The sequence below is a fragment of the Actinomadura terrae genome (assembly GCF_022751215.1).
GTDB lineage: Bacteria > Actinomycetota > Actinomycetes > Streptosporangiales > Streptosporangiaceae > Spirillospora > Spirillospora terrae.
In genome coordinates, this window is sequence record NZ_JAICDG010000002.1 from 812710 (window position 1) to 836044 (window position 23335).

Consider the following 23335-nt stretch of genomic DNA (forward strand, 5'->3'; position numbering starts at 1 on the left):
CTGTGTCAGAAAGTCGCCCCCGGCGATGCCGAACCGGTCCCGCCCGCCATAGACTCGCGGCCGGACGCCAACACGGGCAGACGCGGACCAAGGAGCAACGTAAGCATGGACTACAAGGTCGCCGACCTTTCGCTGGCCGACTTCGGGCGCCGGGAGATCCGGCTCGCCGAGCACGAGATGCCCGGCCTGATGGCCGTGCGCAACGAGTACTCCAGCGCCCAGCCGCTGCGCGGCGCCAAGATCATGGGCTCGCTGCACATGACGATCCAGACGGCCGTGCTGATCGAGACCCTCGTGGAGCTCGGCGCCGACGTCCGCTGGGTGTCCTGCAACATCTTCTCCACCCAGGACCACGCCGCCGCGGCCGTCGTCGTCGGCAAGGCGGGCACGACCGAGAAGCCGCAGGGCGTACCGGTCTTCGCCTGGAAGGGCGAGACGCTCGAAGAGTACTGGTGGTGCACCGACCAGGCCCTGCGCTGGCCCGACGGCTCCGGCCCGAACATGATCCTGGACGACGGCGGCGACGCGACCCTGCTCGTCCACAAGGGCGCCGAGTACGAGAAGGCCGGCGCTGTCCCGACCGCCACCGAGGACGACCCCGAGGAGTGGGGCATCATCCTCGACACGCTCCGCCGCACGATCGCCGAGAAGCCCGGCCGCTGGACGGAGACCGCCGCCGAGATCAAGGGCGTCACCGAGGAGACCACCACCGGCGTCCACCGCCTCTACGAGATGGCCAAGGCCGGCACGCTCGCCTTCCCGGCCATCAACGTCAACGACTCGGTCACCAAGTCCAAGTTCGACAACAAGTACGGCTGCCGCCACTCGGTCATCGACGGCCTGAACCGCGCCACCGACGTCCTCATCGGCGGCAAGGTCGCCGTCGTCTGCGGCTACGGCGACGTCGGCAAGGGCTGCGCCGAGGCCCTCAAGGGCCAGGGCGCCCGCGTGATCGTCACCGAGATCGACCCGATCTGCGCGCTCCAGGCCGCGATGGACGGCTTCCAGGTCACCACCCTCGACGACGCCGTCGAGATCGCCGACATCTTCGTCACCACCACCGGCAACTTCAACATCATCACCGCCGCGCACATGGGCCGGATGAAGCACCAGGCGATCGTGTCCAACATCGGGCACTTCGACAACGAGATCGACATGGCCGGCCTCGCCAAGATCGACGGCATCGAGAAGATCGAGATCAAGCCGCAGGTCGCCGAGTGGCGCTTCCCCGACGGCCACTCCATCATCGTCCTCGCCGAGGGCCGCCTGATGAACCTCGGCTGCGCGACGGGCCACCCGTCCTTCGTCATGTCGAACTCCTTCACCAACCAGGTCATCGCGCAGATCGAGCTGTTCACGAAGACCGAGGAGTACCCGATCGGCGTGTACGTCCTGCCGAAGCACCTCGACGAGAAGGTCGCCCGCCTCCACCTCGACGCCCTCGGCGTCAAGCTCACCGAACTCACCAAGGAGCAGGCCGCCTACATCGGCGTCCACGTCGAAGGCCCCTACAAGCCCGACCACTACAGGTACTGAGTTGTTTGTATTGCCCTTGGCGTCGGTCGCTAGCGCTCCCTCCTTCAACGGGCAATACGCCGATCGCTGGCATCGCTCCGAACTCGCCTGGCGGCTCGCTGCGCGATCAGTTTCTTGCTTCGCTCGAAACTGGCTTCGCACGCGATCGTCGGGTGGGGGTCGCCGCGGGGCTGGGGCGTAGGCTCAGGTGGTCGCAGTGATTTACTGCCGGACGGGGGTTTCCCCGTCCGGCAGTTAGGGTTCGGAAGGGTTGTATGAGCGACGTCTCGGACGTGTCGCTTGCCTATCAGGGGGGCAGGCGGATCGAGTGGGCTGACCGGAGCATGCCCGTGTTGCGGCAGATCCGGGAGCGATTCGCCGCCGAGCGGCCGCTGGAGGGGTGGCGGGTGGCGGCGTGCATGCATGTCACCACCGAGACGGCGTGTCTGATCCGCACCCTTCAGGCGGGGGGCGCGAGTGTGGCGCTCGCCGCGTCCAATCCCCTTTCCACGCAGGACGACGTGGCCGCCGCGCTCGTGCAGGACGACGGCGCCGAGGTGTTCGCGCGCGCCGGGATCGACCGCGAGGGGTACTACGCCCATATCCACCAGGTGTTGGAGACCCGGCCCGATCTCGTCCTGGACGACGGCTGCGACCTCGTCAACACCTTGCACAGCGACCGGACGGATCTGCTCGACACCGTCAAGGCGGGATGCGAGCAGACCACGACGGGCGTCATACGGCTGCACCAGATGGCGCGCGAGGGCGCGCTGAAGTTCCCCGTCGTCGCGGTGAACGACACCGACACCAAGCACATGTTCGACAACCGGTACGGGACGGGCCAGTCCACGCTGGACGGCATCATCCGGGCCACCAACACCCTGCTCGCGGGCAAGACCATCGTGATCGCGGGCTTCGGGTACTGCGGGCGGGGGCTCGCCGAGCGGGCGCGCGGGCTCGGTGCCCGCGTGGTGATCACCGAGATCGACCCGGTCAAGGCGCTGGACGCGGCGCTCCAGGGGTTCGCCGTCCAGCCGATGGCGGAGGCCGCGCCGAACGGGGACGTGTTCATCACCGTCACCGGCAACCGGGACGTGGTGAACGCCGAGCACCTCGCCTCGATGAAGGACGGCGCGATCCTCGCCAACTCCGGGCACTTCGACGTGGAGATCGACGTCCGCGCGCTGGAGGAGCTGGCCGTGGAGGTGCACCACGGCGTCCGTCCGCAGGCCGACGAGTACGTGCTGGCCGACGGGCGGCGGCTGGTGCTGCTGGCCGAGGGGCGGCTGGTCAACCTCGCGGCGGCCGAGGGGCACCCCGCCGCCGTCATGGACATGTCGTTCGCCGACCAGGCGCTGACCTGCGCGTGGCTGGCGACCGCGCACGAGAAGCTGACCCCGGCCGTCCACGAGGTGCCGCGGGAGATCGACACCGAGGTCGCCCGGCTCAAGCTCGCGTCGATGTCGATCTCCATCGACCTGCTCACGCCCGAGCAGGAGGAGTACCTCCACTCGTGGCGGACGGGCTCCTGACGGCCCGTGCCGACCGGAACCTACGTCCATCTTGAGGACGACCTGGAGGAGCGCTTCCAGTGCGCGCCGGGGCCCGGCGGCTGGCGGTACACCTCGACGCGCTCCGACGGCGTCCGGACCGACCTCGTCGTCGACAGCCGGTGGCGGCAGATCCGGGTCGAGGTCGTCACCCCCACGTGGTGGGTGCGCGGCGGCGTGACCGGGCCCGAGGTCGCCTGGGTGCGCGGGGCCACGGAGTACGGGCACACGGAGTACGGCGAGCGGGCGTCCGGGTTCCTGACCGACTCGCCCGGCTTCCTCGTCGCGATCGCGCGCTCGCTCCAGACCGCCGGGCAGGACGCGGCGGACGTCCGGCTCGTGCGCCTCTCGGGCCCCTCGCTCGCGGCGCTCACCGCGACCTGGCGGTGGCGGCTCGCGGGCACCTCGTCCCATGGGACCGAGACCGGCCCGCTGCCCGTCGCGGAGTACGAAATCACCGACCTGGCCACCGGAGAACGCACCGCGTTCCATCTGGCCGGGGACGTCGTGCTGGCCGCACCGGGAATCGATCTGACCGAACTGGAATCGGTTCCGAACTTCCTGGGCTAGCGGGCTTTCAACAGGGCTGAAATTTCACATCCCGTTTGATTGGCGCTGGATCGCGCCCCAGATACGGGCTCCTGACCTGTGTATTTGTCATCTGGACCCGCGCTGCGTTGGTGAAAGTGTGCCCATTGTAAATCGGGCGTGCAGCGGTCATCGTGACGACACCGCATGCGTTCGTGACCCTCCTGAGGAGCCCCCGCCGCGTGCCCAGGCACGCAGATCCGAATGGCAGGTTACCCGTCAATGGTGAATTCCAGCAGACAGCGTTGTCTACTGGCGGTGCTCGCCGCCGGCGCCCTCGCCGTGGGCGTCCCGAGCACGGCCGGGGCGACCGCGCCGCGCCCGGCCGGGCCCGCCGCGCAGCCCCCGGCCGAGACGTCCAGCCAGTACATCGTCACCGGTGCGCGCACCGGCGCACAGCGCACCCAGGTCGCCCGGACCGGCGCGGCCATCGATCTCCTCCGCGCGGACGGCGTGCAGGTGAGCGCGATCCCGTCGGAGGTCGCCGCGATCCGCAGGCTCGGGTTCACGGTGAGCGCGCCGCTCCCGAAGCCCTCGCCGCAGCCGACGAAGTCCGCGGCCTCCTACCACACCTTCGCCGAGACGCAGCAGGAGGTCGACGCGGTCGCCGCCGCCCACCCGCAGATCACGCGCAAGTTCGTCGCGGGCAAGTCCGCCCAGGGCCGCGACATCTTCGGTCTCAAGATCAGCGACAACGTGGCCACCGACGAGAACGAGCCCGAGATGCTCGTCATCGCCAACATCCACGCCCGCGAGCGGCTCACCGCCGAGCAGGCCCTGGACTACATCGGCCAGCTGACCGGCGGCTACGGCACCGACAAGCGCATCACCGACCTCGTGAACGCGCGCGAGATCTACGTGCTGCCGATGGTCAACCCCGACGGCCAGGTCTACGACATGACCAGCGACACCCAGCCGGGCCGGATGTGGCGCAAGAACCGGGTGGGGTCGGGCACCGACCTGAACCGCAACTTCGCCTACAAGTGGGGTTGCTGCGGCGGGTCGTCCACCAATCCGTCGAGCGAGACCTACCGCGGCACCGGCCCCGAGTCGGCTCCCGAGACCAAGGTCATCGCGAACTTCGTGCGCAGCCGCGTCGTCGGCGGCAAGCAGCAGCTCAAGATGTTCCTCACCATCCACTCGGTGGCGGAACTCGTGCTTTGGCCGTTCGGCTACACCACGAACAACACCGTCCCCGGCTCGATGGACGTCGACGACGAGGCCGCCCACCGCACGATCGGGCGCGAGCTCGCAGGGACGAACGGGTTCACGCCCGAGCAGTCCAGTGACCTGTACATCACCGATGGCACGACCGACGACTGGACGTGGGGCGAGTACCGCATCTTCTCCTACACGTTCGAGCTCGGCGGCGGGAGCTTCTACCCGCCCCCGTCGGCCATCGACAGTGAGGTGCGGCGCAGCCGCGAGGCGTTGCTGCGCCTGACCGCCTATGCCGACTGCCCCTACCGGGCCATCGGCAAGGAGGACAAGTACTGCGCGGCCTGATCGGACGCCTGCCGCGTGGCCCCAAACGGCCCCTGGACCGGTCGCAGTGCCGGTTCCAGGGGTCGTTTCAGGGGGCGCGGGCGTCCCGTCCGGCTTCTTCCGAGTGGGTGAGAGGTGAGGGTGGTGTGCCGGCGTAACGGGTGCCGGGGGACACGATCCAGGTGGGACCGGTCCTTCCGGTGCGGTGCCGCCGCGCCACGGCCCGGTTCCCCGTGGTGCAGGAGATCGTGGTGGACGTCCCGGCGCCGCTCCGGCGGCCCCGCCGGGGTCAGGCGGATCTGGTCGGGCTGCCCCTACCGCCGCTAGGGATACCGCGGCGGCGCCGGATACTGACCGGGCGGTGGGCCCTGAGGCGGGCCTTGCGGGCCCTGGGGCAGGACGTGCTGGTAGGGGCCCGCGCCGTAGTTGGACGGCGGGAGGAAGCGCGGCTGGCCCGGCCCGGGAGCGCTGAACGGCGGCGGCATCGGAGGCCCCTGCGGGACGGGCGCGACCGGCGGCCCCCCGGCCATCGCCATCGCGGGGACCGGCGCCGGGGCCGCGGCGGGGTCGGTCTGGCCGAGGCGGCGCAGCCGGGCGGCGCGGCGCTGGGCGAGGCGCCACTCCTCGCGGCGGCGGCGCTCGGCGAGGATCGCCGACAGCAGGATCTCCGGGCGGACGCGCCCCGGCGGCGGCGGGCTCACCGCCGCGGCCACCTGGTCGGCGATGCGCTGGCCCAGCGAGTCCCGGACGTCCGGGCGCAGCTCCCAGAACCGCGACAGGTACTGCCGCGCCGTCATCGCGAGCTCGTCGGACAGCATCGACAGCTCCAGCGTCCGCGCCCACCCCGCGAGCTGCGGCGGCATCACCGCGACCGGCCCGAACACCGACGAGGGCACCCGCTCCTGGATGACGATCGTCCCGGCGAACAGGTCGCCGAGCCGCTTGCCGCGCTTGCTGCACAGCGACGCGATCAGCGCGGGCGCGCTGTAGAGCGTCCAGAACTCGATGAACCCGGCCAGCGCCCGCACGAGCGCCTGCCGGAACCGGATCGGCCCGCCGTCGTCGGCGACGACGCGCAGCCCGGCCGCCAGCTTGCCGAGCGTCCGGCCGCGCGACAGCGTCTCGAACGCGCACGGGTAGCCGACGATCACCGCCACCACGGCCGCCAGGCTGAGGCCCGTCGTCCACGCGTCGTCGGCGGCCGCCGTCGCCATCGACACGCCCACGATCAGGACGTTCATGATCACGAACTGGAACAGCAGGTCGAGCAGCACGGCGCAGCCACGGCTGGCCAGCCGCGCGACCCTGATGTCGAGCGCGACGGCCTCGCCGGTGACGAGTTCGGCCATGTCCTGTTCCTCCAATGCCGGGGCACGTCTATTTTGCCGGTTCGGCGGCGCGAGGCGTTAGTCTCCCGGGGTGGACGTCGACGCCTATGTGGCCGCGCACAACGCCGACTGGCTGCGCCTCGAACGGTTGATCAACCGGGGCCGCAGGCTCTCCGGCACGGAGATCGACGAGCTGGTCGAGCTCTACCAGCGCACCGCCACGCACCTGTCGGTGGTGCGCTCCAGCTCGCCCGACCCGCAGCTCGTCGGACGGCTGTCGTCCCTGGTCGCGCGCGGTCGCGCGGCCGTGGCGGGCGCTCAAGCACCGCTCTGGCGGGACGTCTCCCGGTTCGCGACCGTGTCGTTCCCGGCCGCGGCGTACCGGATGCGATGGTGGTGGCTCGGCAACGCCGTCCTCGGCAACCTGCTCGCGCTCGCGCTCGCGATCTGGATCGTGCACAGCCCCGAGGTGCAGTCGAGCATCGCGACGCCCGCCGAGATCCGCGAGATCGTCGACCACGACTTCGCCAACTACTACACCGAGCACTCGGCGGCCTCGTTCGCCTTCAAGGTGTGGATCAACAACGCGTGGGTGTCGGCGGTCGCGCTGATCTTCGGGATCATGCTGGGCATTCCCACCCTGTTCGTGCTGCTGATGAACCAGGTCAACCTCGGGGTGATGGCCGGGCTGATGTTCGCCTCCGGCAAGGGCTCGATCTTCTTCGGACTGATCCTGCCGCACGGCCTGCTGGAGCTGACCGCCGTCTACCTCGCCTGCGCGGGCGGCCTGAAGATGGGCTGGACGGTCGTCGACCCCGGCCGCCGCACCCGCGGGCAGGCCCTCGCCGAGGAGGGCCGCGCGGCGGTCAGCGTCGCGATGGGCCTCGTCGTGGTGCTGCTGGTGTCCGGCCTCATCGAGGGGTTCGTGACGGGCTGGGTCCATGTGACGTGGCTCCGCATCGGCATCGGTGTCGTCGCCGAGGCCGCGTTCCTCAGCTACGTGATCATCCTCGGCCGCCGCGCCACCCGCCAGGGCGAGACGGGCGACGCCGACCTCACCCCCGACCTCGTCCCCGTCTCCGGCTGACCCGGGTCAGAGGCGGCCGGCGGCCTTGAGGGCCAGGTAGGCGTCGGCGAGCGCGGGGGCGATCTCGTCGGGCGGCGCGTCCACCACCTCGACTCCGTGGGCGCGCAGCTCGGCGGTGAGGCGGCGGCGGTCCGCACGGGCGCGCTCGGCGGCGGCCGCGTCGTACACGGACGCGAGGTCGCCGCGTCCGGCCGCCATCTCGCCGACCCGCGGGTCCGCGACGGCGGCGATCATGACCAGGTGCCGGGCGGTGAGCTGCGGCAGCAGCGGCAGCAGCCCCTCCTCGATCGCGGCGGTGTTCAGGTCGGTCAGCAGCACGACCAGGCAGCGCTGCCGGACCCGCGCCATCAGCGTCGAGACCATCCCCGCCGCGTCGCACTCGAGCAGCTCCGGCTCCAGGGGCGCCATCGCGTGCACCATCGCGGGCAGCAGGTCGGTGCGGGACGCGCCCTCCACGCGGGTGCGGACGCGCCGGTCGTAGGCGAGCAGGTCGACGCGGTCGCCGGCGCGGGAGGCGAGGGCGCCGAGCAGCAGCGCCGCGTCCATCGAGCAGTCCAGCCGGGGGATGTCGCCGACGCGTCCCGCGGACGTGCGGCCGGTGTCAAGCACCAGGTAGATGCGCCGGTCCCGCTCGGGACGCCACGTCCGCACGACGACGTCGCCGCGCCGCGCGGTGGCCCGCCAGTCGATGGACCGGACGTCGTCGCCGTCCACGTACTCGCGCAGCGAGTCGAACTCGGTGCCCTGGCCGCGGATCAGCGCCACGTGCGCGCCGGTCAGCTCCCGCAGCCGCGCCAGCTTGGCGGGCAGGTGACGGCGCGAGGGGAACGCGGGGAGCGCCCGCACCGTCCACGGCGCGGGACGGGAGAGCTGCCGCGCCGCGAGCCCGAGCGGGCCCACCGACCGCACCACGACCGTGATCGCGCGCCGGTCGCCGCGCCGCGTCGGGGTCAGCTCCATCTCCACGCGACGGCGTTCCCCGGCGGGCACGTCCACCCGGACGGTACGGGGCGTGGCGCCCGCGCTCGGCGGCCACACGTCCCGCAGCCGGGCCTTGAGACGGCGCCTGCCGAGGTTCTCGACCGTCAGCGTGACGTTGGCGGTCTGGCCGAGCCTGACGCTGGTGTCGCCGGTCCGGTGGAAGCGCAGCGCCCGCACGTTGCCCGCGAGCGCGAGGTCGGCGACGACGCCGAGCAGCAGGACGCCCCACAGCGCGAGCAGCGTCCACCAGCTCGGCACCAGCAGCGGGACGAGCGCGCCGAGCAGCGCCAGCAGCCCCAGGCGTCCGGTCAGCGCCATCAGCGCGGCGCGGGGACGTGGGCGAGGATGCCCTCCAGCACGCCGTCGGCGGTCGCGCCCTCCAGCTCCGCCTCGGGACGCAGCTGCACCCGGTGCCGGAGCGTGGGCCTGGCCAGCGCCTTCACGTCGTCCGGCATCACGTAGTCGCGGCCGGACAGCCAGGCCCAGGCGCGCGCCGTCGCCAGCAGCGCCGTCGCCCCGCGCGGGGACACCCCGAGCTGGAGCGAGGGGGACTGGCGGGTCGCGCGGCACAGGTCCACGACATAGGCGGCGACGATCGGGTCCAGCAGGACGGCGCGCACCGCCGCCCGCCCCGCCGCCAGCTCGGCCGCGCCCGCGACGGGCTGCACCGCCGACAGGTCGCGCGGGTCGAACCCCGAGGCGTGCCGTTGCAGCATCGCGATCTCCTCGTCCCGGGTGGGGACGGGCACGGTCAGCTTCACCAGGAACCGGTCGAGCTGCGCCTCGGGCAGGGGATAGGTGCCCTCGTACTCGATCGGATTCTGCGTCGCGCACACCACGAACGGGTCGGGCAGCGGACGCGCCGTCCCCTCCACGGAGACCTGCCGCTCCTCCATCGCCTCCAGCAGCGACGCCTGGGTCTTGGGCGGCGTCCGGTTGATCTCGTCCGCGAGCAGGAGGTTGGTGAAGACCGGCCCCTCGCGGAACTCGAACTCCGCCGTGCGGTTGTCGTAGACCAGCGAACCGGTCACGTCGCCGGGCATCAGGTCGGGCGTGAACTGGACGCGCTTGAAGTCCAGGTCGAGGGCGCGCGAGAGCGTCTTGATGAGCAGCGTCTTGGCCGTCCCGGGGACGCCCTCCAGCAGCACGTGGCCGCGGCAGAGCAACGCGATGACGAGACCGGTCACCACGGAGTCCTGCCCGACGACGGTCTTGGCCACCTCCTTGCGCAGCGCCGTGAGCGCCGCGCGGGCGGTCTCGGACTCCCGCCGGAGCTCCTCGGGCAGCCGCTCGGCTCCCGGCGGCGTGTCCACGGGCACGCCTTGCCCGGCCCCGCCGGGGCCTTGCCCGCCGCCGGGGCCTTGGCCGGGCGAGCCCTGACCGGCCGCGCCGGACTCCGGGCCGGGCCCGTCGCCCTTCCCGAGCTCAACAGGGTGGTTCACGACTGTCGTACCTGCCTTTCCAGGTCGTCGAGGACGTCGGTGAGAGCGATCAGCCCGGCGTCGTCCACGGGCTCAGGACCGTACAGCGCCGAGCCCACGTACGCCTCCTCGCGGCCGGTGCGGAGCGCGACGGCGGCGACGATCTCCCGCGCGGCCGCCGGGTCCTGCGCGCTGCCGCGCGGCAGGCCCAGCAGCGGGACGATGCGCTCGCGGGCCCCCGAGCGCAGCGCGTCGGCGGCCCGGTCGCGGGCGCGGGCCGCCCGGTACAGCCGGGCCCGCCCCTCGACCGTCTCGGCGGAGCGCACCGCGACCGGCAGCGCCTCGGCCACCACCGGCCCGAGCCGCCGTGCCCGCCACGCCGCCACCACCAGCACGGTCAGGATCAGTTCGAGGAAGAACAGCCAGACGCCGAACGGGACCATGTCGGAGACCGTCTTGTCCCCGGCGTCGGAGCCCGCCGGGGGCTTGTCCGGGATCAGCCAAATGATCGAGGGCGGCAGCCCGATCACGTTCAGGGCCAGCGCCGCGTTCCCGTCCTCGGCGAGATGCTCGTTGGTGAGGAAGCCGGACGAACCGATCACCGTCACCGACCGGTTGCCCGCCATGGTGGCGACCAGCCGAGGGGAACCGGCCGCCTTGTAGCAGCCGACGCCGTCCTCCGGGTCGTCGTAGGTCTGGGAGTCGCCGAACCTCACCCGTCCGGCGACCTTCGCGTAGGGCATGGGGCAGTCCGGGTCGGCGCTCTCCTCGAAGCTCGGCCCGGCCGTGGTGATCCCGGGGGCCAGCGCCGCCAGGACGTCGCGCCCGGGCGCGAGCAGCAGCAGGTCGCCCGGCGCGGAGCGGAGCCGCTCGATGTCGTCGTCGGTGAGCCGCTCGCTGCGGGTCACCACCACCATGCTCAGGGGCACGGCCGCGTCGGCCGCCTCACTCGCGTGCCTGGCCACCGTCACCTGCCTCCCGCGCTGCTTGAGCAGCTCGGCGAGCGCGCGGGTGCCGTCCTGCTTGGCCGACGTCGGGTCCAGCTGCTCGTTCGAGCCGGACGGCCGCAGCGCCGCCAGCACGACCGCGATCACGGCCATGGCCAGCAACGCCGCGACGACGCCCCGCGCCGACCGCCAGCGCCGCCGCGCGACCTGCCCGGCGGACGGTTCCGCGGGCGCCTGGACCGGTGCCTGGGTCACCATCGCGGGCCCCCCTCCTCACCCGTCACGGCCGGGACGAGGTCGTCGTCCTCCAGTGGTTTCGGACGCGTCTCCTGCAACCGCTCGTCCAGGCCCTTGAGCCGCGCGTATCCCTCCGACGTGCCGGGCCGGTCGCCGTACCAGACGTCGTCGAAGACCCGCACGCCGCCGCGCAGCTCCTCGGCGAGCTGCGGCAGGGCCTCGCCCGCCTCGGCCGCCAGCTCGTCGGCCGTCCGTCCGGGACGCGGCGACACCACGGCCCGCTCCTCCAGGTCACGGGCGACGGCGCGGAGCCGCTCCCGGATCGCCTCGGCCCACTGCCCGGCGGCGGCGTGCGCCTCAGCCGCGTCCCGGTGGTCGAGCGCGGTGGACGGCTCGTCCTCCAGCAGCGCGTCCCCCCGCGACCGCGGGTTCCGCCGCCCCCACATCAGCCACGCGACCAGCGCGATCGCCACCGCCAGGATCAGGATGATGACCGCGACCGACACCCACCCGCTCCCGTTCCCCTGCGCGTTCGGCGCGGCCGCCCGCTGCAACAGGTCACCCAGCCAGTCGGTGAACCTCTCCCACTCCCGCTCCAACCAGGACGGCTTGTCCCGCTGATAGACCTGCTTGTCCAACTCCCGCCGCGCCATCTCGCGCGCCTCGTCCCGCCCAACCGGATCGAACCTCAAGCCCCAACCCCCCCTTCGCCCCCACCCCAAGGCTCCACCCCACCACCGGACGCGCCCCCGGGCCCGTTCCCGCGTGCAGGCGGAAAGTCGTCTTCAGAAGCGGGAGCTGTTCCAGAGCCAGCCGAGGTTCCGGGCCCAAACCCCACTCCCGGCGCAGGCGGAAAGTCAGCTTCGTACGCAGAATCCGGCCCGGACGCGCCCCCGGGCCCAACCTCAGCTCCAGACGCAGCCGGAAACCCACCCCCAGACGCGGGGTTCGCCCCGCTACCGGACGCGGCCTCGGGCCCAAACTCAGTTCCGGATGCAGCCGAGAACCCATCCCCGGGCGCGGGGTTCGCCGCGCTACCAGACGCGGCCCCGGGCCCGAGGCCGGTTCCGGGCGGGGGCGGGAAGTCGGCCCTGGGCGCGGGATTCGTCCCGGCGCCCGGCGAAGCCCCCAGACCGAGGCCGGTTCCGGGTGCGGGCGGGAACTCACCCCCAGGCGCGGGGTTTGGTTGGTAGGCCGAGCCTGTCCAGGGGGTGGGGGGTGCGGCGGGCGCTGGGGCGGGTGGGGGTTCTGGTCGCAGGTGGGGGGCGGACGGGGGGCCCATGCCCGGCGTGGTCGGCGGGGGCGTCGTGAAGCCCGCTCCGGGGGGTGGGGGCGTGCGGGTGGGGCGCCACAGGTCGATGAAGCCCTCGCCGCCCTCGCCGCCCTCGCCGTCGCCGGCCAGGGCCGCGGCGGAGCGGCCGCGGGTGCGCAGGTCGAGGTCGAGGCCCTCGCGGCGCATGCGCCGGTCGATGTACAGCAAGGCGATCACCCCCGCGTCGAAGGGCAGGACGACGGACCAGCTCACGATCCGCCCGAGCGTGTCGACGGCCAGCGCCGCGACGGCGGCGCCGCCCTCCGGCTTGGTGCCGAAGAACACCAGTTCCACGATCAGGAACGGGATTCGCAGGGCGAAGAACCCCATGAACACCGTCACCAGCAGCGCGAGCAGGAGCGTCCCGCAGCTGCGCAGCCAGCGGCCCTTGGACAGGGTCCTGGCCCGGCCGAGCGCCCCGCCGACGCCCTGCCGCTCCAGCACCACCGCCGGAACCGCCTGGACGAGCATGATGTACAGCCACACCATCAGCCCGACCCCGACCGGGATTCCGAAGAGCCCGGTCAGCACGATCAGCGCCGGATGCGCGCCCGCCGCCAGCAGCAGGAGGAACGGCACCGCGGGCAGCAGCAGCGCGAGCAGCGGCACCGCCATCACCACGCCGGCGGTGGCGGCCAGCCGACCCAGCCGCGGCCGGACGTCCCGCCACGCCCGTCCCGGCTCGACCGGCAGGCCGAGCAGCTCGCGCCCGAGGATCGGCGCCATCATCCCGGCCATCAGCAGGATCCCGTACGCCGACAGCACCAGCCCCGCGAGCCCGAGCGTGACCTGTGCGCCGATCGAGTCCAGCAGCACGTCCGGCGTGACCTCGCCGCGCGCCTCGTCCCCGATGAAGAAGTACGCGGCGACCGACCCGGCCACCTGAACCACCGTACTGATGGCCACCGACATTCCGAGCGTCGTCCGCGGCCGCCGCCTGATCCCGGCGATCGCGCCGTCCAGCATCTCCGAGATGGACATGGGGCGGAACGGGACGGCGCCGTCCACGTCGTCGTCCCAGCCGTCCGGTCCCGGCATCTTGGCTCCCTGCGATCTCTGACGGGGGTCCCGGCTCGCCCGCGTCCCCGGTCCGGGCGCTGGCCCCGGTCTCGGGCCCGGGCGGTGGCCCCGGTCTCGCCGCGGCCGCCGGTCAGGTCATCCTGTCACGGGCGAGCCGCCGTAAACGCCGCTCGGCGGTGATCGGCGGCCCGGGTTACGACAAGTCGGACCAATACGGCCCAACCCGTCAACCGGGTGTCCGTCTCGGGAGTCCCCTTTACAATCCGTCCCTTGGATAAGGGACGGATAAGACGTGGCGTGCTCGGACACGGTCCGGGAGGAGTCATGTACGACGCAAACGCGGGTAACCTTGCACGCCAAGGCATATCTCTCCCTGGCGAGGTGGGGCCGGAGCGTCTCACCCCACTCCACCGAACCCCGACTTTGTGACGATGAGGGCCATGAGAGGACGTGTACTGGTCGTCGACGACGATCTCGCGCTCGCCGAGATGCTCGGCATCGTGCTGAGAGGCGAGGGTTTCGAGCCCTCGTTCGTCCACGATGGCGACAAGGCACTGGAGGCGTTCCGGGAGACCCGGCCTGACCTGGTGCTGCTCGACCTGATGCTGCCGGGGGCCGACGGCATCGACGTCTGCCGCCAGATCCGCGCGGAGTCCGGCGTCCCGATCGTGATGCTGACCGCCAAGAGCGACACCGTGGACGTCGTGCTCGGGCTGGAGTCCGGCGCCGACGACTACATCGTCAAGCCCTTCAAGCCCAAGGAGCTGGTGGCCCGCGTACGCGCGCGTCTGCGACGCACCGACGAACCCGCCCCCGAGACCCTCCAGATAGGCGACATCACCATCGACGTCGCCGGGCACTCCGTGAAACGGGGCGACCGGCACATCCCGCTCACGCCGCTCGAGTTCGACCTCCTGGTCGCCCTGGCCCGCAAACCGCGCCAGGTGTTCACCCGCGAGGTCCTGCTCGAACAGGTGTGGGGCTACCGCCACGCCGCCGACACGCGCCTGGTCAACGTGCACGTGCAGCGGCTCCGAGCCAAGATCGAGAAGGATCCGGAGCGTCCCGAGATCGTCGTCACCGTCCGCGGCGTCGGCTACAAGGCCGGTCCCGCCTGACCGTCCGGATCCTCCCGTCCCCCGGAACGGCGCGCTGATGACGACCCGACTCCGCCCCGCGAACATCCCACCCGCAACCGCCGGTGGGGCGCTGAGCGACGCCGTTTCCGACCGTGGACGGCGCGCTGACGCGGGCCGGGTGCGGACATGAGCGGCCCGGGCGGGACGAACGGCCAGGGCGGCGCGAACGGCCGGGGCGCCCCGGACGGCACCGCTGCGCAGAACGACGCCACCGCACAGGGCGGGGCGAGCGCGCACGCGGGGGCGAGCGTGCAGGGCCGTGCGAGCAGGAGGAGCGGCCTGGGGAGGCGGTTCAAGCGGTTCGTCCGGCGCGGGCTGAGCGGCGTGCGGCGCGTCGTGCGTGGGACGGCCCGGCGCGGTTACAAACGGTGGCGTCGCTCCATTCAGGTACGGATCGTCACGTCCACGCTCTGCATCTCGGCGATCGTCGTGGCGATCCTCGGCATGTTCCTCATGCAGCAGGTGTCGTCCGCGCTCATGGACGGGAAGGTCAAGGCGGCCCGTCTCCAACTGGACGAGGGCCTGGCCCAGGTGCAGCGCGACAGGGCGGGCGCCTCCGCCGAGAACGGAAACTGGCTGAGTTCCACGGTCGACCGGCTGAAAGCCCGTAGCGGACCGTCCGGCCTCTATGAGGTCTACATACGCGACACGACGGAACAGTACGTCGGCGGATACGCGACCAACGACCTGCGTGAGGAGAGCATCCCCAGGCGGCTGCAAGAGGAATTGCAGCACGCACCGGCCGGTTCACGTGCCTACACCTACGGCAAGCTCACCTATGTCGACCACCGTCCGTCCGAGCGCGGGCTCATCGTCGGCGGCCGGACGGGCCAGTTCGAGCTTTACTACCTGTTCCCGCTGGAGCAGGAGCAGCACACCCTCACCAACGTGGGCCGTTCCATGGCGGGAGTGGGGATCGTCCTGGTGCTCCTCCTGGCGGCGATCGCCTCACTGGTCACCCGGCAGGTCGTCATCCCCGTCCGGCTGGCCGCGCAGGGAGCGCAACGTCTCGCGGCCGGACGCCTCGAAGAGCGGATGAGGGTCCGCGGCGAGGACGACCTTGCGCGCCTCGCCCGCTCCTTCAACGACATGGCCGCCAACCTCCAGGAGAAGATCGGCGAACTGGAGGACCTCTCCCAGGTTCAGCGCCAGTTCGTCTCGGACGTCTCCCACGAACTCCGCACGCCCCTGACCACCATCAGGATCGCGGCCGACATGCTCTACGAGAACCGCGACACGTTCGACGATCCCGCCGTCGGACGCTCGGCGGAGCTGTTGCAGAGCCAGCTGGAACGGTTCGAGTCCCTCCTGGCCGACCTCCTGGAAATCAGCCGTCACGACGCGGGCGCCGCCACACTCGACGCGGAGTCGCTCGACATGCGCGACCTCGTCCTGCGCACCGTGGGCGACATCCAGGAGCTGGCCGAGCGCAAGGGCAGCAAAGTCGTCCTGCAACTTCCCGGCGAGCCTTGCATGGCGGAGGTGGATCGGCGCAGGGTAGAGCGCATCATGCGGAACCTGCTCGTCAACGCCGTCGAACACGGCGAGGGCGAGGACATCGTGGTCTCCGTGGGCGCCGACCGCGACGCCGTGGCCGTCGCCGTACGCGACCACGGTGTCGGCCTCAAACCGGGGGAGGGGCAGATGGTCTTCGACCGTTTCTGGCGGGCCGACCCCGCGCGCGCCCGCACGACGGGCGGCACGGGCCTGGGCCTGTCCATCTCCCGCGAGGACGCCCAACTCCATGGCGGCTGGCTCCAGGCGTGGGGCGAACCTGGAGCCGGATCCCAGTTCCGCCTGTCGCTGCCCCGCGTCGCCGGTGCGGAACTGCGCGGCTCCCCGCTGCCGCTCGTCCCGCCGGGCGCGGGTGACGCGCGTCCCCTCTTCGCGGAACTGGAGGCGGGCGATTGACCGTACGTGTGTGCAGGCTGCTGGCCCTCGCGGCCTTCGTCCTGGGTGCTTCCGCATGCGCGAACGTCCCCACCGGCGGACAGGTCGTGACGGGCAAGCCCGCCGAGCGCGCCGAGCGCGTGGACGACCCGTACGTGCGGCTGATCCCCGTCGGCCCGCGTCCGGAGTGGGGACCGGAGCAGATCGTCTCGGGCTTCCTCGCCGCGTCCGCCGGATTCGACGACGACCACAGGGTCGCCAAGGAGTACCTCGGCGGCCAGCTCTCCTGGAAACCCGGCCCGCGCCCCTACGTGACCGTCCTCCAGAGTCGCATCCCCGACCCGCATGTGGACAAGGCGTCCAGCGGCCAGGCGACCGTCAAGGTGACCGCGGAGCAACTGGGGACGATCAGCTCCGACGGCCAGTACACCGCCGCCCCGAAGGACCTTGAGGCCACCTTCCAACTCGCCAAGAACGCGCAGGGGAGATGGCGCATCACGAACCTCCCCGGCGAGGAGAAATCCGGGCTGCTACTGACCAAGAACGACGTGGAGCGCACCATGCGCCCCGTCAACCTGTACTTCTTCGCCCCGGACAAGCGCACCCTCGTCCCCAACGGCATCTTCCTGCCGGTCGTGGCCAGGCAGACGCTTCCGGCGCGCCTCGTCCAGGCGCTCCTGACCGGACCCACGTCCTGGCTCAACGGCGCCGTCGAAAGCGCCTTCCCCACCGGGACGCGGCTTCGCGGCCTCAGCATCGAGAAGGACGTCGCCACCGTCGACCTCAGCGGCGAGGCCGCCGGAGCCAGCGTCGAACGCATGTCGGCCCAGCTCGCCTGGACGCTGCGCCAACTCTCGGGCATCCAGTACTTCCGGCTCAGGATCGACGGCGACTCCGTCAGCCCCCAGAACAGCGACGCGACGCAACCCGTGAGCGGCTGGGCGGGCAACTCCCCGGACGGACGGGACCTCACAGGGCAGACCCACCAGAACGCCTACGTCACGGGCGTGCCGGGCTTCCTAGGCACCCTCGTACGCGACCACGCCCAACCCGTGGTCACCGGCCCCGCCGGCCACCTCTCCCACCCCGCCGTCGCACCCGACTACCAGGAGCTGGCCGGTCTGAGCAGCAAGGGCGACCAGCTCCTCACCGCCGCCCCCGTCACGGGCTCACCCTCCGCCCGCCTGCTACTGACCGCCCATCGCGGCGCACGCTTCACCGCCCCCTCCTGGAGCAGCGACGGCACCCTCTGGGCGGTGGAGAGCAAGGCGAACCAGTCCTGGCTCTGGGTACGCGCACGCGGCGAACGCCCCGTCCTCGCCGCGCACTGGGGCCTCGGAGGCCGAGAGGTCCTCGCCTTCCGCGTCGCCCGCGACGGTGTCCGCGCGGCCGTCATCGTCCGTATCGACGGCCGTCCACAGGTCCAGATCGGCCGCATAGCCCACGCCCCGGACGGCTCCCTGGACGTCGGCTCGTTCCTGCCCGTCAGCTCCGAACTCCAGGACGCGATCGATCTGGCCTGGCGCGACTACGGCAACCTGGCCGTCCTAGGACGCGCGAAACGCGACAACCTTTCCCTCCCCTACATCATGCCGGTCAGCGGCAGCGCCATCACGCCCCTGGGCGTGGGCGCCCTGGGCGAACCCCGCACGATCGCCGCCGCCCCCGGCGAACCCGTCCTGATCGGCACGCGCTCGAACGGCCGGGACCAGGTCTGCCGCCAACGCTCGGCGGACAAGTCATTCCGTGAATGGATCTGCCCCACCGCAGCCCGAGACCCGAACTACCCCAACTAGCCCCAAACCTCACAACACCCCAGGTCAGAGACCCCCAGCCGACAGTTATCCACAATTGCGCCAAGGGGTTACGGCCAAAGGTCCCAAGCCGTCATCGTCGTGGACATGAACTTCCTCCACGACTTGATCGACCTGCTCCTCCCGCAACTCTGCGCGGGCTGCGGCGAAGAGCCCGCCCTTCTGTGCAACACCTGCGCGGCACCCCTCCTAAGCACCCCTCGCCAACTCTCGGCTCCGCCCGGCGTCCCGCCCACCTGGACGATCGCGCACTACGAGGGCCCCGTCCAAACAACCTTGGTGAACTACAAGGAACGAGGCCGCACCCCCCTGGCCGACCCTTTAGGCCGGGCACTGGCTAACGCGATCGAGGCCGCCCACAAGCCCCCCGCACCCTCAGGCCGCCAACTGATCGTGGTCCCAGTGCCCTCAAACCGAGGCACCACCCGCCGCCGAGGCCACGACCCCCTGGGCGGAGTGGTGGACGCGGCTCTCCACCACCTCCGCGCACACGGCGTGAACGCGACCAAGACCCCCGCGCTGCGGCAGCGCCGCCGAGTGGACGACCAGGCGGGCCTCAACGCAACGGAGCGCGCGGCGAACCTGGCCGGAGCCCTGGAGGTCAACCCCCGGACCGACATGACCGGACGCCGCGTCCTGCTGGCCGACGACGTGATCACCACCGGAGCCTCACTGGCCGAGTCCGCACGAGCCCTGCGGGCAGCCGGAGCCGAGGTGACCGCCGCCGCCACAGTCGCAGCCACCCCCCTCCGCAGACCAAGACGCTAAAACCCGCGACCGAGCCCCCAGCCGTCGGCTGCCTTCACACCCAGCTCAACCCAAGGCAGCAGGCCCCTGCGACCAAGCCCCCAACCACCAGCCACACCCACCCCTCGAAAGCAGACCAAAGTGGTGACCCCCCAGGACCGAGCCCTCACAAGCAGCCGCGTCTACGCTCCCAGACCAAACCAGGGCGCAAGGTCCACTCAGCACCAAGTCCCGCCCGTCGACCGCCCCCACGCCCACAGGCAGACCAAGAGGAGGGCGCCTAGAGACCGAGCCCCCGGCGGGCGGCCGCGCCTACGGCCACGAGCAGACCAAGATGGCGGCCCACCCGGGACCAGGCCCTCAGTGGGCGGCAGTGCCCATGCCTACGGGCAGACCAACATGGAGGCAGCCTAGGGACCGACTCCCCGGCGCGCGGCTGTGCCTACGGCCGCGGGGCAGACCAAGGTGGCGAGTCCCTCGGGACCAAGCCCTCGGGGGCGGCAGGGTCGACCCCTCGTGCAAGCCAGGGTGACGGGTCCCCCAGAACCGAGTGCCGGATGGACGGCCGCGGCCGCGCCTCCGGACAGATCAAGATGGCGGCCCCACACGAGACTGAATCCCCGCCGGGTGGCCGTGCCCAGGCCTACGGGCAACCCAACATGGCGGGCACCTCGGGACCGCGTCCGGGTGGACGACCGCAGCCGCGCCTCCAAACAGACCAACATGACGGCACCTCGGGATGCGTCCCCGGCGGGCGGCTACAGCTACGCCTCCGAACCGACCAAGGTAAGGGCCCGGGAACCGATTGTCGGAGGGGCGGCGGCGTCCGCGCCTTCGCAGCAGGCCAAAGGTGGCGGCCGCCGGAGCCAACTGCCAGCCAAGCTAGGAGGAGCAGACCCGTAAACGGTAGAAGTCCCTCCAAGCCGCCCATAGCTCGTTGAGCAGGTTCGAAGCCTACACAACCGCAGGACACGACCGACCGCAGAACACGGCCAGGTGCAGAACACGGCCAAGTGCAGAACACGGCCAGGTGCGGGATGGGGCCGGGCGCGGGACGGGGGCGGACAAGACAGGGCCGGCGCAGGACGGGGGCAGGCGGAGAGGGGCCCGGCGGAGCGGGGACTGTAGCGCCTCTTCAGGGGCGACCGGCTGCGCAGCCAGCATGACCGCTTCAGCACACTTCAAACATCGACGCTCTCATCCCAACTGCCCATCACCATCCGTAGTTGTTCTGTCCCCCCGTGCCAACATCGCCATCGCAACGGAGGTAACAGACGTCACAATGCGGCCACAAAAGGAAGGGAGATCGCGAAACTCACTAGATCGCCAGTTTGGACTGACCTGCGGACGGGCCGGGTGCGCAGCCCCGGCGTACGGGGGGTTCCGGCCGTCCAAAGGGTCCTCGACGGACCCGCCGAGACCGCGCTGCGGCGGTCGTCGATGACGGTCAGTGAGTTTTTCCTCGGCCCACCCCCCTGACATTCGAGGCGGAAGGGGTTAGCGTTCCTGACATGGCACCCGCCCGGGTCCGTGGTTGCGTTGGATCGCAGTGCTCATCAGGAGCACGGCAGACGATCCGGCTAGCCGATGCCAGGCGCAGGCGAAACGGCCCACGTAAGGCGACTTCTCGTCGACCGATCACGGTGCGCCTTAGAGGTAAGTCCTGCCCCGTCGAGGGATCCGATATCCCCCGAACCGGGAGAAGGGCAGTAGTGGCGAGAGCGCCGCGAGCCCCTCAGCAGGCGGATGTGGGGACGAAGACCAGGTCGGCCGGGCGGGTGCGACCCACCGTCCTGTGGAACCCGGCCGGAGCCGCCATGGCTTCCGGCGCGGGTAGGTATCGCAATCGGGAGAAGGGGGGTCCCGCGTGGACATCATCGTGAGGGGCCGGCACACCGACATCAACGACAGGTTCCGCCGGCACGCCGACACCAAACTGGCCAAGATCGAGCGGCTGAACCAGAAGGTCATCCGCGTGGACGTGGAGGTGTCCGAGGAACGTAACCCGCGACAGGCCGATCAGCGCGAACGAGTAGAACTGACGATCCGCTCCCGGGGCCCGGTGATCCGTGCCGAGGCCGCCGCCGACGACCGCTACGGTGCCCTCGACCTGGCCCTCGACAAGCTCGAATCGCGGCTGCGCCGAGACAGCGAGCGACGCAAGGCCCACGGCGGTAAGGCCCGCGCCAAGCTCACCCCCGCGGAGCCGCTTCCCGAACCCCTACCTGAGCGGGCGCCCGAGGCCCCGGCCGCGGAGGCCGCCCCCGCACCCTCGGAGGACGAGCACCTCGTCCCGATCCCCATGGAGGGCGACGGCCCCATCGTCGTCCGCGAGAAGTTCCACGAGGCCGAGCCGATGGGCATCGAGCAGGCCCTCTTCGAGATGGAACTCGTCGGCCACGACTTCTACCTGTACCGGGACAAGGCCACAGGCCATCCGTCGGTCGTCTACCGGCGGCGAGGCTGGGACTACGGAGTCATCAGGCTCGTCGAGGAGTAACGCCCCGCCCACCCACACATTGACCCCGAAACCGTCCAACCGCCGACCCACACACCATCACCCACGGCGCGGGCCGCGTGAAACAGACCGACCCGGCCCGCGCCGATAGGTGCAATGCGTTGGGGTCGAGCAGAGGGTCGTCCTGCCCCGCTCATCCGTGTCTGGAGCGAGTGAGCGGGGTGGGCACCCCCCATAGCTGCGTGAGGGCCGAGCTGGTGCGCGCCGTCGGGTGCAACGCGTTGGCTTGCAAGAGTCGAGCACCGGCGGTGTCGGTGTGGGGAGGGCGACGATCTCATTGGTCGCAGGGGCGGCCGCTTAGGAGCCTGGGCGGTGCTGCTGGGGTGGATCAGCCACCCGTTGATCGGCGCGCTCGCGAGCCAGTGGCGGTCGTCGGTGAACGGTCAGAGGCGAGGGTAGGGGCCTCGGTGATCCCCCAGGCCTCCGCGAGCCGACCGTTGTCGATGCGGAAGATCTCGATCAGCATTGGCGGCTGCGTGTCGCCGTCCGCGGCCGCCACGCCCTCGACGGACGAGCGAATGGCGACCTTGTCACCGTCGACCAGGATGTCGTCGGCGACGACGCGCATGTCAGGAAACTGGGCGACGACCTCACGCCAGGCGGCCCTGCCCGCGTCGAACCCGGTGGCGCCGAGAGAGTGGTTGGCGAAGTCGGGGGTGAACAGATCGGCTGCCTGGTCGAACTGTCGGGTGTTGAAGCACTCCTGCATCCGCAGCACCAGAGCGCTTGCTTCCTCACGTGTGGTCATCGCAGTGCTCTCCGCGTGGCTGGTGGGCCGGTCATGGTGAACGACGCGTGTGCCAATAACGGGGCGTCGCCCCGATTATCGCGGGGTCAGCATACGGGGCGGCGCCCCGGTTATGCTAGGGCGCGATGTCCAGCCGACCGTCTGAGCGCGCTGCGGCCGAGTCCGCGATGGCTCCCGGGAATGACCGGGAGTTGCGAGCCGATGCGCGCCGCAATCGCGAGCGGGTGCTGCGGACCGCGCAACAGTTGTTCGCGGCCGAGGGCCTTGGCATCTCGCTCGACGAGATAGCTCGCCGCGCGGGTGTGGGGCCGGGCACCGTCCACCGGCACTTCCCCACCAAACAGGCGCTGTACCTTGCTGTCGCGATCGATCAGCTCAGGCAGTTGGTCGCGGAAGGGGAGGCCCTCGCTCGTACGGACGATCCCGCTGCGCTGTTCACTTTCCTGGCTTCGATGATGGCTTCGGGCGCGGAGAACGCAGCGGTGAAGAGCGCGCTCGCGGCCGCCGAGTTCGACTTGCGCAGCGCCGCCCCGAGCGTTGCGGCAGACCTCACGCGCCAGGTCGCGGGCCTGCTCGATCGCGCGCATTCCGCCGGTGTCGTGCGCCACGACCTCGCTGTCGATGAGGTGATGGCACTCGTTGCCGGTGCCTTCGCTGCGATCCGTCACGCCGACGTGGAGAACAACCGCGCACGCTCGGCCCACATCGCTCAGATCATCGTCGACGGTCTACGGCCCCAGCCGCGACTGTAGGCGGTCAAGACTCAGGACGTTGCTGAGACCCGTGAGCACAGCGGTCCGATGATCGAGGGGGTTGCGCACGCTCATCGACGAACCGTGCCGCTGAACGCGACGAATCCCGAGGGCTTGTGGGCGAAGCCCGATGGCTTGCGGACGCTGAGGGCTTGCGGACCCCGAGGGGTGCGGACGAACCCTGATGGCTTGCGGATGTAGCCCGAGGGGCTGCGGCGTTACCGGTTGGTTGGCCTTTTCTGGCATGCGTGAGGTG

18 protein-coding genes are annotated in these 23335 nt (G+C 71.3%); 11 read left to right on the plus strand and 7 right to left on the minus strand.

Annotated elements, in window-relative coordinates:
- The first annotated feature begins 105 nt into the window (after positions 1-105).
- The 4 genes from ahcY (K2F47_RS13870) to K2F47_RS13885 all read left to right on the plus strand — a co-directional run bounded on the left by ahcY (K2F47_RS13870) (position 106) and on the right by K2F47_RS13885 (position 5159).
- Positions 106-1536 (plus strand): adenosylhomocysteinase, encoded by a 1431-nt coding sequence (gene ahcY, locus K2F47_RS13870; RefSeq protein ID WP_242903261.1) that lies wholly within the window; start codon positions 106-108, stop codon positions 1534-1536.
- A gap of 254 nt (positions 1537-1790) precedes the next feature.
- On the plus strand, positions 1791-3047 hold the full coding sequence (gene ahcY, locus K2F47_RS13875; protein ID WP_242903262.1) for an adenosylhomocysteinase: 1257 nt from the start codon (positions 1791-1793) through the stop codon (positions 3045-3047).
- Between the two features lie 6 nt (positions 3048-3053).
- The gene (locus K2F47_RS13880) at positions 3054-3635 is read left to right on the plus strand and encodes a hypothetical protein (RefSeq protein ID WP_242903263.1); all 582 of its coding nucleotides are present in this window, start codon (positions 3054-3056) and stop codon (positions 3633-3635) included.
- Positions 3636-3911: 276 nt separating this feature from the next.
- Positions 3912-5159: a M14 family metallopeptidase gene (locus K2F47_RS13885; RefSeq protein ID WP_242903264.1), complete on the plus strand. Its 1248-nt coding sequence runs from the start codon at positions 3912-3914 to the stop codon at positions 5157-5159.
- A gap of 302 nt (positions 5160-5461) precedes the next feature.
- Here the strand turns inward: K2F47_RS13885 and K2F47_RS13890 are convergent, their stop codons facing one another.
- The gene (locus K2F47_RS13890) at positions 5462-6487 is read right to left on the minus strand and encodes an RDD family protein (RefSeq protein ID WP_242903265.1); all 1026 of its coding nucleotides are present in this window, start codon (positions 6485-6487) and stop codon (positions 5462-5464) included.
- A gap of 70 nt (positions 6488-6557) precedes the next feature.
- On the opposite strand from K2F47_RS13890, the gene K2F47_RS13895 reads away from it, so the two are divergent.
- On the plus strand, positions 6558-7553 hold the full coding sequence (locus tag K2F47_RS13895; RefSeq protein WP_242903266.1) for a stage II sporulation protein M: 996 nt from the start codon (positions 6558-6560) through the stop codon (positions 7551-7553).
- A 6-nt stretch (positions 7554-7559) separates the two neighbouring features.
- On the opposite strand, the gene K2F47_RS13900 is transcribed toward K2F47_RS13895, so the two are convergent.
- The 5 genes from K2F47_RS13900 to K2F47_RS13920 form a co-directional block, all read right to left on the minus strand.
- The gene (locus K2F47_RS13900) at positions 7560-8852 is read right to left on the minus strand and encodes a DUF58 domain-containing protein (protein ID WP_242903267.1); all 1293 of its coding nucleotides are present in this window, start codon (positions 8850-8852) and stop codon (positions 7560-7562) included.
- The gene (locus K2F47_RS13905) at positions 8852-9820 is read right to left on the minus strand and encodes an AAA family ATPase (protein ID WP_242905967.1); all 969 of its coding nucleotides are present in this window, start codon (positions 9818-9820) and stop codon (positions 8852-8854) included. Before K2F47_RS13905 ends, K2F47_RS13900 begins: the two co-directional genes overlap by 1 nt.
- A 152-nt stretch (positions 9821-9972) precedes the next feature.
- The gene (locus tag K2F47_RS13910) at positions 9973-11160 is read right to left on the minus strand and encodes a DUF4350 domain-containing protein (RefSeq protein ID WP_242903268.1); all 1188 of its coding nucleotides are present in this window, start codon (positions 11158-11160) and stop codon (positions 9973-9975) included.
- Positions 11154-11831, minus strand: a complete 678-nt coding sequence (locus K2F47_RS13915) for a DUF4129 domain-containing protein (protein WP_242903269.1) — start codon at positions 11829-11831, stop codon at positions 11154-11156. The genes K2F47_RS13910 and K2F47_RS13915 overlap by 7 nt, the downstream gene beginning before the upstream one ends.
- Positions 11828-13489 carry an ICP22 family protein gene (locus tag K2F47_RS13920; protein ID WP_242903270.1) on the minus strand — a complete coding sequence of 554 codons (1662 nt, stop codon included), beginning with the start codon at positions 13487-13489 and terminating at the stop codon, positions 11828-11830. The genes K2F47_RS13915 and K2F47_RS13920 overlap by 4 nt, the downstream gene beginning before the upstream one ends.
- Positions 13490-13911: 422 nt before the next feature.
- Here K2F47_RS13920 and mtrA point away from each other — a divergent pair, with 422 nt between their 5' ends.
- From mtrA to hpf, 5 genes are all read left to right on the plus strand, one after another.
- Positions 13912-14589 carry an MtrAB system response regulator MtrA gene (gene mtrA / locus K2F47_RS13925; protein WP_021598338.1) on the plus strand — a complete coding sequence of 226 codons (678 nt, stop codon included), beginning with the start codon at positions 13912-13914 and terminating at the stop codon, positions 14587-14589.
- 147 nt (positions 14590-14736) lie between these two features.
- On the plus strand, positions 14737-16521 hold the full coding sequence (mtrB, locus tag K2F47_RS13930) for an MtrAB system histidine kinase MtrB (RefSeq protein ID WP_242903271.1): 1785 nt from the start codon (positions 14737-14739) through the stop codon (positions 16519-16521).
- Complete coding sequence (locus K2F47_RS13935) at positions 16518-18296, plus strand: LpqB family beta-propeller domain-containing protein (RefSeq protein WP_242903272.1); 1779 nt, start codon at positions 16518-16520, stop codon at positions 18294-18296. Before mtrB ends, K2F47_RS13935 begins: the two co-directional genes overlap by 4 nt.
- Before the next feature lie 477 nt (positions 18297-18773).
- The gene (locus tag K2F47_RS41360; protein WP_242903273.1) at positions 18774-19082 is read left to right on the plus strand and encodes a ComF family protein; all 309 of its coding nucleotides are present in this window, start codon (positions 18774-18776) and stop codon (positions 19080-19082) included.
- Positions 19083-20928: 1846 nt separating this feature from the next.
- Entirely contained in the window at positions 20929-21561 is a 633-nt protein-coding gene (gene hpf, locus K2F47_RS13945; RefSeq protein WP_242903274.1) for a ribosome hibernation-promoting factor, HPF/YfiA family, read from the plus strand.
- A 346-nt stretch (positions 21562-21907) separates the two neighbouring features.
- Here hpf and K2F47_RS13950 read toward each other — a convergent pair whose 3' ends face one another.
- Complete coding sequence (locus K2F47_RS13950) at positions 21908-22327, minus strand: ester cyclase (RefSeq protein WP_242903275.1); 420 nt, start codon at positions 22325-22327, stop codon at positions 21908-21910.
- Positions 22328-22452: 125 nt separating this feature from the next.
- On the opposite strand from K2F47_RS13950, the gene K2F47_RS13955 reads away from it, so the two are divergent.
- Positions 22453-23079, plus strand: coding sequence for a TetR/AcrR family transcriptional regulator (locus tag K2F47_RS13955; protein WP_242903276.1), 627 nt, complete (start codon positions 22453-22455; stop codon positions 23077-23079).
- Positions 23080-23335 lie beyond the last annotated feature (256 nt).

Excerpts from the sequence above, each read along its gene's own strand:
- K2F47_RS13950 (WP_242903275.1), bottom strand. The coding sequence starts at position 22,327 with ATGACCACACGTGAGGAAGCAAGCGCTCTGGTGCTGCGGATGCAGGAG.
- ahcY (WP_242903261.1), top strand. The coding sequence starts at position 106 with ATGGACTACAAGGTCGCCGACCTTTCGCTGGCCGACTTCGGGCGCCGG.
- K2F47_RS13910 (WP_242903268.1), bottom strand. The coding sequence starts at position 11,160 with ATGGTGACCCAGGCACCGGTCCAGGCGCCCGCGGAACCGTCCGCCGGG.
- mtrB (WP_242903271.1), top strand. The coding sequence starts at position 14,737 with ATGAGCGGCCCGGGCGGGACGAACGGCCAGGGCGGCGCGAACGGCCGG.
- ahcY (WP_242903262.1), top strand. The coding sequence starts at position 1,791 with ATGAGCGACGTCTCGGACGTGTCGCTTGCCTATCAGGGGGGCAGGCGG.
- K2F47_RS13890 (WP_242903265.1), bottom strand. The coding sequence starts at position 6,487 with ATGGCCGAACTCGTCACCGGCGAGGCCGTCGCGCTCGACATCAGGGTC.
- mtrA (WP_021598338.1), top strand. The coding sequence starts at position 13,912 with ATGAGAGGACGTGTACTGGTCGTCGACGACGATCTCGCGCTCGCCGAG.
- K2F47_RS13955 (WP_242903276.1), top strand. The coding sequence starts at position 22,453 with ATGTCCAGCCGACCGTCTGAGCGCGCTGCGGCCGAGTCCGCGATGGCT.
- K2F47_RS13920 (WP_242903270.1), bottom strand. The coding sequence starts at position 13,489 with ATGCCGGGACCGGACGGCTGGGACGACGACGTGGACGGCGCCGTCCCG.
- K2F47_RS13900 (WP_242903267.1), bottom strand. The coding sequence starts at position 8,852 with ATGGCGCTGACCGGACGCCTGGGGCTGCTGGCGCTGCTCGGCGCGCTC.